The organism is Rhodococcus sp. NBC_00294 (genome assembly GCF_036163995.1).
Classification (GTDB): Bacteria; Actinomycetota; Actinomycetes; order Mycobacteriales; family Mycobacteriaceae; genus Rhodococcoides.
Genome location: NZ_CP108043.1, coordinates 4,247,503 through 4,261,231, shown reverse-complemented (window position 1 = coordinate 4,261,231; position 13,729 = coordinate 4,247,503). Strand labels below are relative to the sequence as shown.

The 13,729-nt window shown below is 69.0% G+C and carries 13 protein-coding genes; all 13 read left to right on the top strand.

Annotation, left to right across the window (positions count from 1 at the left end; all coding sequences use genetic code 11):
* Positions 1-60: 60 nt before the first annotated feature.
* The 13 genes from OHB23_RS19930 to OHB23_RS19870 all read left to right on the top strand — a co-directional run bounded on the left by OHB23_RS19930 (position 61) and on the right by OHB23_RS19870 (position 13,727).
* On the top strand, positions 61-795 hold the full coding sequence (locus tag OHB23_RS19930) for an enoyl-CoA hydratase (RefSeq protein ID WP_027504192.1): 735 nt from the start codon (positions 61-63) through the stop codon (positions 793-795).
* Positions 796-955: 160 nt separating this feature from the next.
* Entirely contained in the window at positions 956-2,638 is a 1,683-nt protein-coding gene (locus OHB23_RS19925) for a purine-cytosine permease family protein (protein WP_051612977.1), read from the top strand.
* 51 nt (positions 2,639-2,689) lie between these two features.
* Entirely contained in the window at positions 2,690-3,811 is a 1,122-nt protein-coding gene (locus OHB23_RS19920) for an MBL fold metallo-hydrolase (RefSeq protein WP_235578801.1), read from the top strand.
* Between the two features lie 5 nt (positions 3,812-3,816).
* On the top strand, positions 3,817-4,005 hold the full coding sequence (locus tag OHB23_RS19915) for an antitoxin (RefSeq protein ID WP_042575922.1): 189 nt from the start codon (positions 3,817-3,819) through the stop codon (positions 4,003-4,005).
* Positions 4,006-4,029: 24 nt separating this feature from the next.
* Complete coding sequence (locus OHB23_RS19910; protein ID WP_328810231.1) at positions 4,030-5,661, top strand: Na+/H+ antiporter; 1,632 nt, start codon at positions 4,030-4,032, stop codon at positions 5,659-5,661.
* Positions 5,662-5,738: 77 nt separating this feature from the next.
* Positions 5,739-6,917: a lipase family protein gene (locus OHB23_RS19905; protein ID WP_442973049.1), complete on the top strand. Its 1,179-nt coding sequence runs from the start codon at positions 5,739-5,741 to the stop codon at positions 6,915-6,917.
* A gap of 29 nt (positions 6,918-6,946) precedes the next feature.
* On the top strand, positions 6,947-8,086 hold the full coding sequence (locus OHB23_RS19900) for a sensor histidine kinase (RefSeq protein WP_037184426.1): 1,140 nt from the start codon (positions 6,947-6,949) through the stop codon (positions 8,084-8,086).
* A gap of 33 nt (positions 8,087-8,119) precedes the next feature.
* Positions 8,120-8,944: a LytR/AlgR family response regulator transcription factor gene (locus OHB23_RS19895; RefSeq protein WP_051612976.1), complete on the top strand. Its 825-nt coding sequence runs from the start codon at positions 8,120-8,122 to the stop codon at positions 8,942-8,944.
* A 1-nt stretch (position 8,945) separates the two neighbouring features.
* Entirely contained in the window at positions 8,946-9,302 is a 357-nt protein-coding gene (locus OHB23_RS19890; RefSeq protein WP_027504184.1) for a hypothetical protein, read from the top strand.
* A gap of 31 nt (positions 9,303-9,333) precedes the next feature.
* Entirely contained in the window at positions 9,334-11,067 is a 1,734-nt protein-coding gene (locus OHB23_RS19885; protein WP_056446914.1) for a sodium/solute symporter, read from the top strand.
* A 141-nt stretch (positions 11,068-11,208) separates the two neighbouring features.
* Positions 11,209-11,571 carry a DUF485 domain-containing protein gene (locus tag OHB23_RS19880; protein WP_027504182.1) on the top strand — a complete coding sequence of 121 codons (363 nt, stop codon included), beginning with the start codon at positions 11,209-11,211 and terminating at the stop codon, positions 11,569-11,571.
* Positions 11,568-13,229, top strand: a complete 1,662-nt coding sequence (locus tag OHB23_RS19875) for a solute symporter family protein (RefSeq protein WP_328810229.1) — start codon at positions 11,568-11,570, stop codon at positions 13,227-13,229. The genes OHB23_RS19880 and OHB23_RS19875 overlap by 4 nt, the downstream gene beginning before the upstream one ends.
* A gap of 66 nt (positions 13,230-13,295) precedes the next feature.
* The gene (locus OHB23_RS19870) at positions 13,296-13,727 is read left to right on the top strand and encodes a type II toxin-antitoxin system Rv0910 family toxin (RefSeq protein ID WP_056446917.1); all 432 of its coding nucleotides are present in this window, start codon (positions 13,296-13,298) and stop codon (positions 13,725-13,727) included.
* Positions 13,728-13,729 lie beyond the last annotated feature (2 nt).

Genomic DNA, 13,729 nt, shown 5'->3' with positions numbered 1-13,729 from the left:
GTAAATTCGCGTAAGGGGGTCTCACAGAACACTTCGTTCCACGCAGAGAGAAGACACAACGTGACCATTGGTATCACCAGGAACGGCGCGGTTCTCACCGTGGAACTGCAGCGACCGGAGCGCCGCAACGCTCTGAACACGGCTCTGTGCACCGAAGTGCGTGAGGCGGTGGAGGGTGCCGAGGCGGACGGCACCCGCGTCGTCGTGATCACCGGCGAGGGCACGAGCTTCTGCGCGGGCGCCGATCTGTCGGGCGAAGCCATCGCCGACGAGTTCCCCGAGGCGCTGCTGTCGATGAACCGCGCGCTCCAGACCGTGTCGGTCCCGGTCATCGCCGCCGTGAACGGGCCTGCTGTGGGTGCGGGCACGCAGTTGGCCATCGCCGCAGACCTGCGGGTGGTCGACTCGGGCGCCTTCTTCGCCATTCCCTCCACCCGGTTGGCCATCGCCGTGGACAATTGGACCGTCAAGCGGCTGGTGTCGCTGGCCGGCGGCGGTCCTGCCCGCACGGTGCTTCTGGGTGCCGAGCAGTTGTCCGCCGAGCAGGCGCTGGCGTGCGGACTGGCCAACAAACTCGGCGATCTCGACGTCGCGCACGCGTGGGCCGAGGAGATCGCGCAGCTGGCGCCACTGTCGCTGCGTCACCTCAAACTCGTCTTCAACGACGACGGCACACGTGACGAGGCGAACGCCACGCAGCTCGACGCGTTCGCGGCCGCCTGGGCGAGCAACGACGCCGTGGAGGCGCGGATCGCGCGCAAGGAGAAGCGACGCCCGGTCTTCCAGGGTCAGTGACGACATCGGGGTCGCTGACCTGCCGATTCGGACAAAGGCGACACCCCGGCACCACGTAACGCACTCGACACAGAGTGCGTACAGTCCGGCAACACAGCGTTCCTACGGTCATCTCGCATCGCGCCGCCACGGCGTGCGACACGACCGGAGGCACCCGACCATGACCGCTCTCGGAGACGTTCCACCCGACTCCACGCTCACGTCCGACAGTCAGAAGCAGTCGGCGGCACTGAAGGAGACGCTCGAGGACTACACGCTGCGCTTCGCCCCGCGCAGCTACCGCAAGTGGGGGACCGGCGTCGTGGCGACGTCGGCTCTCGGCGGAATCGCCTACCTCGCGGACTTCGCGATCGGCGCCAACATCGGCATCTCCTACGGCACCGGCAACGCGCTGTGGGGAATCCTGGTGTTCGCCGTGGTCATCTTCCTGACGGGTCTGCCGCTCGCCTACTACGCGGCGCGCTACAACATCGACCTCGATCTGATCACGCGCGGAAGCGGATTCGGCTACTACGGGTCGGTGGTCACCAACGTCATCTTCGCGACGTTCACGTTCATCTTCTTCGCGCTCGAAGGGTCGATCATGGCCCAGGGCCTCGAACTGGGGCTGAACATCCCGCTGCCCATCGGGTACGCGGTGTCCACCCTGATGGTCATCCCGTTGGTCATCTACGGCATGAAGGCGCTCGCCACACTGCAGGTGTGGACGACCCCGCTGTGGCTGATCCTCATGGTGCTGCCGTTCGTCTATCTCGTGGTGAGCAACCCCGACTCCATCGGTCAGTTCATGGCCTACGGGGGTGCCGACGGTGCCGCCGGCACCGGTGTGAACCTCGGATCCGTCATGCTCGCCGCGGGTGTCTGCCTCTCGTTGATCGCTCAGATCGCGGAGCAGATCGACTACCTGCGCTTCATGCCGCCCAAGACGCCGGAGAACTCGCGTCGCTGGTGGACGGCCGTCCTGCTCGCGGGGCCGGGCTGGGTCATCTTCGGTGCGCTCAAGCAGATCGTCGGACTGTTCCTCGCCGTGTACCTCATCGCGAACGTGGTCGACGGATCGTCGATCGCCAACGAGCCGGTGCACCAGTTCCTCGAGATCTACGAGAACTTCATGCCGGGCTGGCTCGCCATGACCCTCGCCGTGGTGCTCGTGGTCATCTCGCAGATCAAGATCAACGTGACCAACGCGTACTCGGGCTCCCTGGCGTGGACCAACTCGTACACCCGCGTCACCAAGTCCTACCCCGGACGCCTGGTCTTCGTGCTGTTCAACCTCGCGATCGCGTTGATCCTGATGGAAGCCAACATGTTCGACTTCCTCAACAACATCCTGGGGTTCTACGCGAACTGCGGTATCGCCTGGATCGCGGTGGTCGCCTCCGACATCGTGTTCAACAAGTACCTGCTGAAGCTGTCCCCGAAGGTGCCGGAGTTCCGCAGGGGGATGCTCTACGCGGTGAACCCCGTCGGTTTCGGCTCCATGGCGGTGTCCGCGATCCTGTCCATCCTCGTGTTCTTCGGGGCGTTCGGGCCGGCGATCAAGCCGTACTCGCCCATCGTGGCGCTGGTACTGGCGATCGTGCTGCCGCCCGTGCTGGCGATCGCGACCAAGGGCAAGTACTACCTGCGGCGCACCGACGACGGCATCGATCTGCCGATGTTCGACGAGTACGGCAACCCGTCCGACGCGACGCTGCTGTGCTCGGTGTCGGGAATGGAGTTCGAGCGGCCGGACATGATCGCGTCGGCCAAGAAGGGGCCGAACGGGGAGACGCTCTACATCTCGTCGCTGTCGCTGAGCACCGACAAGACGGGGGAGCACATCCTGCCGGAACAGACGTGAGCCGATACTTGTGAAGTCGGTACACATCAACCGTGGACTAGTGTCGGAGGCGTGAAACCAGCCACCGCAGCAGTGTCCATCGGGCTCGCCGCCGCAGGGTTGTCCTGGCTCGCGCGCGCGGCGTGGGGTGTGCCGTCCGCCGTCGGCGCCGGACGCGGTGCCATCCGTCCGTACGCCGCCGCGTCCTCGCACTACCGGGACCGCAAGTTCCACAACACACGCAGCAGCTCGCCGGTCGCGGCGGGGGAGCAGGCGAGCATCGGAGCCGCGATGCTCACGCGCGGCCGCTCGGGACGACCCGAGCGCGCCGTGCCGTTGGCCACCCCGCTCGCGCCGGCGGAGGCCGGGGACCTGGCCGTCACCTGGTTCGGGCACTCCTCGGTGGTCGTCGAGATCGACGGTCACCGCGTGCTCACCGATCCGGTCTGGAGCCGGCGGGTCTCACCGTCGCGGGTTCTCGGACCGGCCAGGTTGCACCCGGTACCCGTTGCGGCCGAGGCGCTTCCGCAAGTCGACGCCATCGTCATCTCGCACGATCACTACGACCACCTCGACCGTGACACGGTGGCCACGCTGCTCACGTCGCAGTCGGCGCCGTTCCTGGTGCCGCTGGGGGTGGGCGCCCATCTGCGCCGCTGGAAGGTTCCCGAGGACCGGATCGTCGAGCTCGACTGGAACGACGACGTCCGCATCGGATCGCTCACCGTCACGTGCCTGGAGGCACGACACTTCTCGGGCCGGTCCCTGGTGCGCGACACCACGCAGTGGGCGTCGTGGTCGGTGGTGGGTCCGGAGCACCGGGCCTTCTTCGGCGGCGACACCGGCTACACCGAGGCGTTCGCGGACATCGGCGCGCGGCTCGGTCCGTTCGACGTGACCCTGCTTCCCGTCGGCGCCTACGACGACCGGTGGCCGGACATCCACATGAACCCCGAGGAGGCGGCGCGGTCGCACGGTGACCTGCAGCAGGGCACCCCGTCCTCCGGCATCGTCGTGCCCGTCCACTGGGCGACCTTCAACCTCGCGTTCCACCCGTGGTCCGAACCCGTGGAGCGGCTGCTGACGGCCGCCGAGGCGGAGCGGATCTCGGTGGTGGTGCCGATGCCGGGCCAGCGAGTCGATCTCGCGCGTCCTCTCCCGCACCGGCGTTGGTGGTCCGGCGCGGTATCGTGACGACCATGGCACTCGTGGACAACCTCAAGAAGCTGATCGGCCAGGGCAAGAAGGCCGCCGCTCAGAACAGTGACAAGATCGAGAAGGCCGTGGACAAGGCAGCGGACTTCGCCGACAAGAAGACGCAGGGCAAGTACGCCGACAAGATCGACAAGGTCCAGGACGCCGCCAAGAAGGCGATCCCCGAGAAGTAGCAGACCCGCGCGGTAGTCGAGTCGATGGACGGGTGGCTCCTGCTTCTGGTGATCGTCGGGGCCGTCGTCATCGCCGGCTTCGCCAAGCGCCTCGATCTGCAGGTGCCCCTCGTTCTCGTCGCTGTCGGGTCGGTCGCCTCGTTCGTCCCCGGGCTGCCGCGTCCCGCTCTCGAACCCGAACTCCTTCTGGGCGTGATCCTTCCGCCCCTGCTGTACTCGACAGCGTTGAACTTCTCGTTCCGCTCCTTCGCGCACAACTTCCGCTCCATCGTCCGGCTCGGCGTCGGTCTCGTCGTCATCACGACCGTCTCGGTGGGGTACTTCTCGTACTGGCTCGTCCCGGAGCTGACACTGGGCGCCGCCCTGGTCCTCGGCGCCGTGGTCGCGCCGCCCGACGCCGTCGCCGCGGTAGCAGTGGGGCGCAAGCTGGGTCTGCCCGCGCGCATGATGGCGATCCTCACCGGCGAATCACTCGTCAACGACGCGGCGGCGCTGACCCTGTTCACCATCACCGTCGCCTCCGTGACGGGAAGCCGGGTCGGCATCGACTCGCCGCTCCTGTTCTTCGTCTACGAGGTCGTGGGCGGCGTCGCCGTGGGATACGTGCTCAGCCGACTCGTGCGCTTCGTCCGCAGCCGTATGGCGGACAGCGCGCTGGAGACCGTGCTGGGCATCCTCGTTCCCTTCACCGCCTACCTCGCCGCGGAGCAGATGCACGCCTCGGGTGTGCTCGCCGTCGTCACCGCCGGATTCGTGCTCGGTTCGGCGCGCAGCGGCGACGCGATCCCGACGCGAATCCAGGAGCGGCACGTCTGGCCGACGCTCGATCTGCTCCTCGAGACCTTCGTCTTCGCCTACATGGGCTTGCAGCTCAAGTTCGTCATCGACGACATCAGCCGCGAGGGGCTGCCCGTCCACCACATCTTCCTGTACGGACTTCTGGTCCTCGCGCTCGTCATGGCGGTGCGTCCGGTGATGCTGTTCGCCGGCTCGGCGCTGCGACGCGTCTACCACCGGGCTCGGTCGACCGAGGACGCGGAACTGACCTGGCGCCAGAACGTCGTCCTGTCCTGGGCCGGGATGCGCGGAGTGGTGACCCTCGCGGCGGCCGCCGGTGTCCCCTTCACCACCCTCGCGGGGGACGACTTCCCGGGGCGCGGAGTCATCCAGGCCATCGCCTTCACCGTGGCCGTCGGAACCCTGCTGATCCAGGGGGTGACATTGCCGCTGGTGATCCGACGGCTGGACATCTCCGACCCGGACGAGGCCCGGCATCTCGACGAGCAGCGCGCACTCGCTCGGCAGATCGCCCGCCGTGCGGTCGAGGAGTCGCTCGACGAGGCGATGACGAAGGTCGAGGGAACCGAGGCCGCCGAGGTCGTCGATCGGGTGCGCCGCGTGATGCTGGGCCGACTCCGCACGGAGCAGGACGAGGACGATCAGGAGAGGGCCGCGCGGGCGCGGTCCTCCGGCGCGGTGTTCGATCGATGGCGGCGCACCGCACTGCGGCGACAGCGCGAGGCGCTGCTCGCCGCACGCGACGCGGGGGACCTCGACGACGAGGTTCTCGCCGCGGTTCTGGACGGGCTCGACATCGAGCAGGCCGCCACCGAGACACGGTTGCAGCGATTCATGGCGGAAAGAGGTCGAGAGTGAACGTGTGCAGGATCGGTTCGAGACCAGGACTGCGCGGCAGGGTCCCCGTCCTGCTGGGATCGGCACTGGCGGCGTCGATGCTGATGCTGTCGGGATGTGCGTCCTCGGATCCCGCGCCCACCCCGGGGAACGACGCGACCACCGACGCGGCACCCCGCTCTCCTGCCCCCACGGGCGACGAGCGCGGCTCGCTGGTCGCCGACGTGCTCCTCGGTCAGGTCGACCAGGCGGTCACCAATCTCGGCGCCACGGCGCACCGCATCACGTACCGCTCGACGTCCGGGGTGGACGGCGGCGGTGTCGACGTCACGGGCACGGTGTTCGTCCCGGCCGGCGCACCGCCCGAGGGGGGATGGCCGGTCGTGTCCGTCGGGCACGGCACGACGGGTGTGACCGACGAGTGCGCACCGTCCCTCTATCCCAATCTGCTCGGCTCCATCGGCCTGGTCACGCCGATGCTCGAACGCGGCGCCGTCGTCGCGGTGACGGACTACGAGGGCCTGGGAACCGACGATCCGCATCCGTACCTGAACGCCTCGTCGGCCGGCCACGACATCATCGACGCTGTCCGCGCAGCGCGGAACGTGGCGCCGGGCAGCGGGACTCGCTGGGCGGCGCTGGGCGTGTCGCAGGGTGGGCAGGCCACCTGGGCCGCCGCCGAGATGGCCGCGGAGTACGGCGACGGGCTCGAGTTCCTGGGATCGGCCAACCTGTCCCCGGCCGCGGACATCAGCCCGATCGCCCCGGAGTCCGGACTGGGGCAGCTCACGTTGCCGCAGAAGGCGATCATGCCGTTCGTCGTCGAGGGCTTCCTGGTGGACCATCCGGAGTACACCGACGCGGACTTCCTCAGCGGCGGACTGCTGGAGAACAAGGACGTCCTCTTGGCCTGCACGGGACCCCTGGCCGCCGGGAAGCTGACGGCCGCGGGATCCATCGGACCGGACGACGTGCGCCCCAGCTCGCCGGAGGCGTACGCCGCCATTCGAGAGTGGTTGTCGGACAACGCCCTACCGCAGGGGCGGGCCGCGGCGCCGATGATGGTGCTGGTCGGCTCGCGAGACGATCTCATCCTGCCGCAGTGGACCGAGGACGCGTCCCGCCGAGCGTGCGCGCAGGGCGACGTCATCGACTACCGGGTCCGGGCGGACCAGGGCCACGCCGACTCGGCCGCCAACATCGAGGGCATCGACTGGATCACCCAGCGGTTCGCGGGAACCGGACAACCGACGAACACGTGTGACCAGGTGCCGTGACAGCCACCACGGCGGTCGTCCTGTTGGTGATGGCCGCGGTCGTCGCCGGTGCGGTCGTCGTCATCACGCGCCGGGGGACGCGCCCGCTGACCACGCCCACCGAACGCGCGGTGCACGCCGCGCTGCACACCGCATCGCTCGCGGCACGCCCGTTGCGGCGGGGCCTCGACGCCGCGTCCGCGTCGGAGGCGGCGCCGCACCTGCGCACACTGACCGGTGCCGCCGCCGTCGTCCTGGCGGGACCGGACGGGACGGTGTTGGGCCACGACGGTCCCGTCGACGGGACCCTGGACGAGTTCCCCGTGGTCGCCCGCCGCGCCGTCGACACCGAGCGTCGGGTGCTGCTGCGCACCGCCGCGACCGCGGACGCCCCGGCACGTTCGGTGGTGGTGCAGCCGGTCCTCACCGAGGGCGCCGGCGTGGTCTGCGTGCTGGGCGTGGTCACGCTGGAGGAACCCGGTCCCGGTCTTCTCGGGGCCTGCACCGAGGTCGCGCGGTACGTCGGCGAGCAGGTCGAGCTGGCCGAACTCGACGCGAGCAGAGCACGCCTCGACCGGGCCGAGGTCCGGGCGCTGCGCGCCCAGATCAGCCCGCACTTCATCTACAACGCCCTGACGACTATCGCGTCGTTCGTGCGGACCGATCCCGATCGTGCGCGCGAGCTGGTCCTCGAGTTCGCCGACTTCACGCGCTACTCGTTCCGCACGGCGGGGGAGTTCACGGTGCTCTCCGACGAGCTCCGCAACATCGACCGGTACCTCACGCTCGAGCGCGCGCGTTTCGGTGACTCCCTCGACGTGACGGTGCAGATCGCTCCCGAGGTACTGGGAGTGGTGTTGCCGTTCCTGGCGCTGCAGCCCCTCGTCGAGAACGCGGTGCGCCACGGCGTCGCCGGCCGGGGACGCGGCCGCATCACCGTCATCGCGGCGGACGCGGGTACGGACGCGGCCATCAGCATCGAGGACGACGGTGTCGGCATGGATCCGGAACTGCTGCGCTCCGGCGACCTGGGATCGGAGGAGGGGGTGCACGTCGGACTCGCCAACGTCGACGACCGGTTGCGCGCCGCCTTCGGCAACGACTACGGCCTGGTGGTGGAGACCGCGCCGGACGCCGGCACCAAGGTGAGTATGCGGATCCCGAAATTTCGGGCAGGCATCCGGCCCTGACGTGCGCGCGCGACATGGCACGATGAAGACGCCATGAGCCCCACCCATGCCACCGAGGCGACCACGCCCGCCGCTGCCGACCGGCCCCTGCGGCTGCTCGCCGTGGACGACGAGCGGCCGGCCCTGGACGAACTCGTCTACCTGCTGCGCCGCCACCCGGCGGTCGGATCGGTCGAGGGCGCGAGCGACGCCACCACGGCGCTGCGCATCCTGCGCGACGCGCCGGTCGACGGTGTCTTTCTCGACATCGACATGCCCGGACTCGACGGCATGGAACTGGCCGGAGTGCTGAGCAACTTCGCCTCACCGCCGGCGGTCGTCTTCGTGACGGCCCACGACGATCGCGCCGTCGCCGCCTTCGAGATCGGGGCCGTCGACTACCTCCTCAAGCCGATCCGTGACCAGCGCCTGTCCGACGCTGTCCGCCGCGTCGTCGACAAGAGGTCCGGCGCGGTACCGGGTCCCGCGGGGCGCAGCGACCAGGACGACGTGATCCCGGTGGAGCTCGGCGGTGTGACGACGATGGTGCCGCGATCCACCGTCGTCTGGGTGGAGGCCGAGGGCGACTACGCCCGGCTGCACACGACGACCGGCACCCACCTGGTGCGGATCGCCCTCTCGACGCTGGAGTCCCGCTGGGCCGACCACGGATTCCTGCGCGTCCATCGGTCGTACCTCGTGTCCGTCGGCCAGGTCGGGGGGACCCGCACCGTCGGGTCCGGACTGGTGGTCTGCCTGCGCGGCACGGGTGCCTGCCCACCCGTCGAGCTCCCGGTGAGCCGTCGCCACACCCGCGAACTCCGCGATCGGCTCGTCCGCGGCCCACGAGCGGCACTCGCCGGACAGCACCGTTCCTGAGATGGCGGCGCAGCGAGAGAAGGTGGTGTTGGCCCAGCGCCGCGGCGCACGCATCGTGCGCACCCGGGTGGAGGTCCAGGAGCAGACCGAGGTGGGCGAGGCCATGATCAACGGCCTGGTCCGCGCACAGTTGGCGCTCGCGTTGCGCACCGCGGCCGTCGTCGTCCTGATCCTCGGCATCGTCCCGCTGGTGTGGGTGTTCGCGCCGGCCGCGGGTACCGCACGCATCGCCGGCATCGGGGTTCCGTGGTGGGCACTCGCCGTCGCCGCGTACCCGGTCCTGCTGGTCGCCGGGTACCTCTTCGTCCGTTCGGCCGAGCGCAACGAGCAGGAGTTCACCGAACTGGTGGAGGACTGATGGCCGGCGCTCTCACGTCCGGCACGCGCTGATGGTGTCCGTCCCCACGGTGCTCGCCGTCATCTTCTCGGCGGTGGCCACGGTCGCGGTGGGCGCGTACGGAGTCCGGTTGGCGCGCACCACCTCCGACTTCCTCGTCGCCTCCCGTAGCGTGGGTCCGCGGTGGAACGCCGCGGCCGTGTCCGGTGAGTACCTCTCGGCCGCATCGTTTCTCGGGGTCGCGGGCCTGATCGCCAAGTACGGTGCCGACGCACTGTGGTACCCGGTGGGCTTCACGGCCGGGTATCTCGGGCTGTTGCTGTTCGTCTCGGCGCCGCTGCGACGGTCCGGTGCGTACACGGTGCCGGACTTCGCCGAGTTCCGCCTCGGTTCGGCGCGGCTCCGCACGTTGGCCATGCTGGTGGTCGCCGGGGTGTGCGCGCTGTACCTCGTCCCGCAGCTGCAGGGCGCCGGGCTCACCCTCAACATCCTTCTCGGCGTTCCCAGTTGGGTCGGCGCGGCTGTCATCGGAGTGATCGTGATCCTCAACGTGGTCGGCGGCGGCATGCGCTCCATCACGTTCGTCCAGGCGTTCCAGTACTGGCTCAAGCTGACGGCCGTCGCGGTACCGGCGCTGGTGCTCGCGGTGCATTTCGCGGCCGATCCGCGCGAGATGGGCACCCCCGCACCGCCGTCCGTGGACACCGCCACGACTGTCGACATCAGTACCGACGTCGTCGTGCAGGTGCAGGAGAACCTCGACGTCGTGGTCCGCGGCACCGTCGACGGCGCCGCGGTGGACGGACCGACGACACTCGACGCGGGCGACCACACGCTGCAGTCGGGCACGGTGCTCGAACTCGAGGCCGGATCGCCGGTCCCCGTGGTGGCGGGCGCACCGGTCGAGGGCTCCGACTGGCTCTCGCCCGGCAACGGTTTCGGTGGTCCCTTCCCGCTGTACCAGGTGTACTCGCTGATCCTCGCCACGTTCCTCGGCACGATGGGGTTGCCCCACGTCCTCGTGCGCTTCTACACCAACCCGGACGGGCCGGCGGCTCGCTGGACGGCGCTGACCGTGGTGGGTCTGCTGTCGGTGTTCTACCTGTTCCCGACGGTGCTGGGTGTGTTCGCACGCCTGTACGTTCCCCAGTTGCTGATCACCGGAGCATCCGACGCGGCCGTGCTCCTGCTGCCGTCGGCGGCCATCGACGGGGTGCCGGGGCTGCTGCTCGCCGCACTCGTCGCCGCGGGCGCGATGGCGGCGTTCCTGTCCACGTCGTCGGGACTGCTGGTGACCATCGCCGGAGTGCTCAGCACCGACGTCCTGCGCGGCCGGGTGCGCGACTTCCGGATCGCCGCGATCGTGGCCGGCACCGGTCCGCTGCTGCTGTCGGTCGGGTTGGTGACGCTCGACCTCTCCCGCACCGTCGGGCTCGTGTTCGCCGTCGCGGCGTCGACGTTGTGTCCGCTGCTGGTGCTCGGCATCTGGTGGCGCGGTCTCACCGCCGCCGGGGCCGCCGCGGGGCTGATCGTCGGCGGCGGGGTCTCCACGGCCGCCGCATCCCTCGCCGTGCTCGGCGGGGTGTCCGATCAGCTCCTGGGTGGGTGGGCCGCGGCGATCGTCGGCTACCCGGCGGCGGTCAGCGTGCCCCTCGCCTTCGCCGTCATGGTGACGGTGTCGCTGGCGACTCGGTCCTCGATACCGCTGGACATCGGCCGCATCATGTCGGCCATGCACGCACCCGAACGCCTCGGTCTGGGCGTGGAGCGACTGCGCAAGCAGTGAGCGGCACGACCGTTCGTCCCGCCCGGCAGACCGTTCGGCGCACCGGCGCGCTGCTCGGCGTGTGATCGGCGCCACGCCGTATCGGTGTGATGGTGGTCTCACTACCGTCATCCGAGTATCTCCCGACACGTAGGAGCACCCGTGACCACCGCACAACCCCATTCGGGCGCACACCCCGAACCCCGGACCCCGTCCCCCCAGGACTTCGTCGACATGCAGGCCACGCCCGAGTTCCAGGAACTCAAGAAGCGCCTGCGCGGCTTCGTCTTCCCGATGGCCGCCTTCTTCCTCATCTGGTACACGACGTACGTGCTCCTCGGGGCGTACGCACACGACTTCATGGCCACCCGCGTCTTCGGCAACATCAACGTCGGACTGCTGCTCGGACTCGGACAGTTCGTGACGACGTTCGCCATCACCGGCATCTACGTGAAGTTCGCGAACCGTGAGCTCGACCCCCGTGCCGCGAAGATCCGCGACGAACTCGAAGGACCCCTCCAGTGACCACCTACTCTGCCGCGCAGCAGTTCCTGGCCCAGCAGACGATCGAGGCCGAGACCGTCGGCAGCCCGCTCGTCAACATCTCGATCTTCGCGGTCTTCGTCATCGTGACCATGGCCGTGGTGATCAAGGCCAGCAAGAAGAACGCCACCTCCGCGGAGTTCTTCACCGCGGGCGGCGGCTTCTCCGGACCGCAGAACGGTGTCGCCATCGCCGGTGACTACCTCTCCGCGGCGAGCTTCCTCGGCATCGCGGGCGCCATCGCCGTCTACGGTTACGACGGCTTCCTGTACTCCATCGGCTTCCTCGTCGCGTGGCTCGTCGCCCTGCTTCTCGTCGCCGAGATGTTGCGCAACACCGGCAAGTTCACGATGGCCGACGTGCTGAGCTTCCGCCTCAAGCAGGGCCCGGTGCGTACCGCCGCCGCGTTGTCGACACTCACGGTGTCGTTCTTCTACCTGCTCGCGCAGATGGCCGGAGCCGGCGGCCTCGTCGCACTGCTCCTCGACATCTCGGATCGCACGGGACAGTCCATCGTCATCGCGGTCGTCGGCGTCCTGATGATCGTCTACGTCCTCGTCGGCGGTATGAAGGGCACCACCTGGGTGCAGATCATCAAGGCCGCGCTGCTCATCGCCGGTGCCGGTCTCATGACGGTGATGGTGCTGGCCAAGTTCGGCTTCAACCTGTCCGAGATCCTCGGCAGCGCGCAGACCATGGTCGGCGACTCGGTCTCCGAGACCGTCGCCGCGCGTGACGTTCTCGCCCCCGGCGCCCAGTACGGCGGCTCGGCCACGTCGCAGCTGAACTTCGTCTCGCTCGGTATCGCCCTGGTGCTCGGCACCGCCGGCCTGCCGCACGTGCTCATGCGCTTCTACACGGTGCCCACCGCCAAGGAAGCCCGTCGCAGCGTCGTCTGGGCGATCGCGCTGATCGGTGCGTTCTACCTCTTCACGCTGGTGCTCGGCTACGGCGCCGCCGCCATCGTCGGACCGGACCGCATCCTCGCCGCGGCCGGCGGACAGAACGCTGCCGCACCGCTTCTCGCGTTCGAACTCGGCGGGGTGATCCTGCTGGGCGTCATCTCGGCGGTCGCCTTCGCGACGATCCTCGCGGTCGTCGCCGGCCTCACCATCACGGCGTCCGCGTCCTTCGCTCACGACATCTACGCCGGTGTCATCAAGAAGGGCAAGGTCGACGACAAGAAGCAGGTCCAGGTCTCTCGCATCACCGCCGTCGTCATCGGCATCCTCGCCATCGGTGGCGGCATCCTGGCCAACGGACAGAACATCGCCTTCCTCGTGGCGCTGGCCTTCGCGGTCGCCGCGGCGGCCAACCTGCCGACCATCCTGTACTCGCTCTTCTGGCGACGCTTCACCACGCGCGGCGCGCTGTGGAGCATGTACGGCGGTCTGATCTCCACCATCGTGCTCATCATCTTCTCCCCGGCCGTGTCCGGCTCGGCGACGGCGATGATCAAGGGCTCGGACTTCGCCTGGTTCCCCCTGTCGAACCCGGGCATCGTCTCGATCCCGCTCGCCTTCATCCTCGGCATCGTGGGAACGCTGACGAGCAAGGACAACGAGAGCACCGACAAGGCGGCGGAGATGGAGGTGCGGTCCATGACGGGCGTCGGCGCCGAGAAGGCATCCGCTCACTGACATCTCGACGACAGTCCGATCGCGATGCGGGCCACTACGAGCACACCCACCGGCTAGTCTGACGCGGTGGCGAAACTCGAGGTGGTCCGCATCGTTCCTCTGTCCGCGGAGGATGCCTGGAACGGCGCATCCGATCTGACGCGGTACGAGGAATGGCTCAGCATTCACGACGGGTGGCGCAGTGACCTGCCCGCCGAACTGTCCGAAGGCACGCAGATGGCGTCCGTGGTGTCGGTCAAGGGCATGCGGAACCGGGTGCAGTGGACCGTGAAGAAGTACTCCCCGCCGCGCGAGCTCGAGCTGAAGGGCGCGGGCAAGGGCGGGGTCAAGGTCTCGCTGAAGCTCACCGTCGCGGAGAAGAAGGACGGCTCCGAGCTGAAGATGACGATCGATCTCGGCGGCGCGCCCCTGTTCGGTCCCGTGGGATCCGGTGTGGCGCGGGCGCTCAAGGGCGACATCGAGAAGTCCGTCGACACGTTCGTCACCGTCTTCTCCTGAGC

Bases quoted from the DNA above. Each gene is read 5' to 3' on its own strand.
- OHB23_RS19885 (WP_056446914.1), top strand. From the start codon at position 9,334: ATGGTGTCCGTCCCCACGGTGCTCGCCGTCATCTTCTCGGCGGTGGCC.
- OHB23_RS19890 (WP_027504184.1), top strand. From the start codon at position 8,946: ATGGCGGCGCAGCGAGAGAAGGTGGTGTTGGCCCAGCGCCGCGGCGCA.
- OHB23_RS19915 (WP_042575922.1), top strand. From the start codon at position 3,817: ATGGCACTCGTGGACAACCTCAAGAAGCTGATCGGCCAGGGCAAGAAG.
- OHB23_RS19900 (WP_037184426.1), top strand. From the start codon at position 6,947: ATGGCCGCGGTCGTCGCCGGTGCGGTCGTCGTCATCACGCGCCGGGGG.
- OHB23_RS19910 (WP_328810231.1), top strand. From the start codon at position 4,030: ATGGACGGGTGGCTCCTGCTTCTGGTGATCGTCGGGGCCGTCGTCATC.
- OHB23_RS19925 (WP_051612977.1), top strand. From the start codon at position 956: ATGACCGCTCTCGGAGACGTTCCACCCGACTCCACGCTCACGTCCGAC.
- OHB23_RS19895 (WP_051612976.1), top strand. From the start codon at position 8,120: ATGAGCCCCACCCATGCCACCGAGGCGACCACGCCCGCCGCTGCCGAC.
- OHB23_RS19905 (WP_442973049.1), top strand. From the start codon at position 5,739: ATGCTGATGCTGTCGGGATGTGCGTCCTCGGATCCCGCGCCCACCCCG.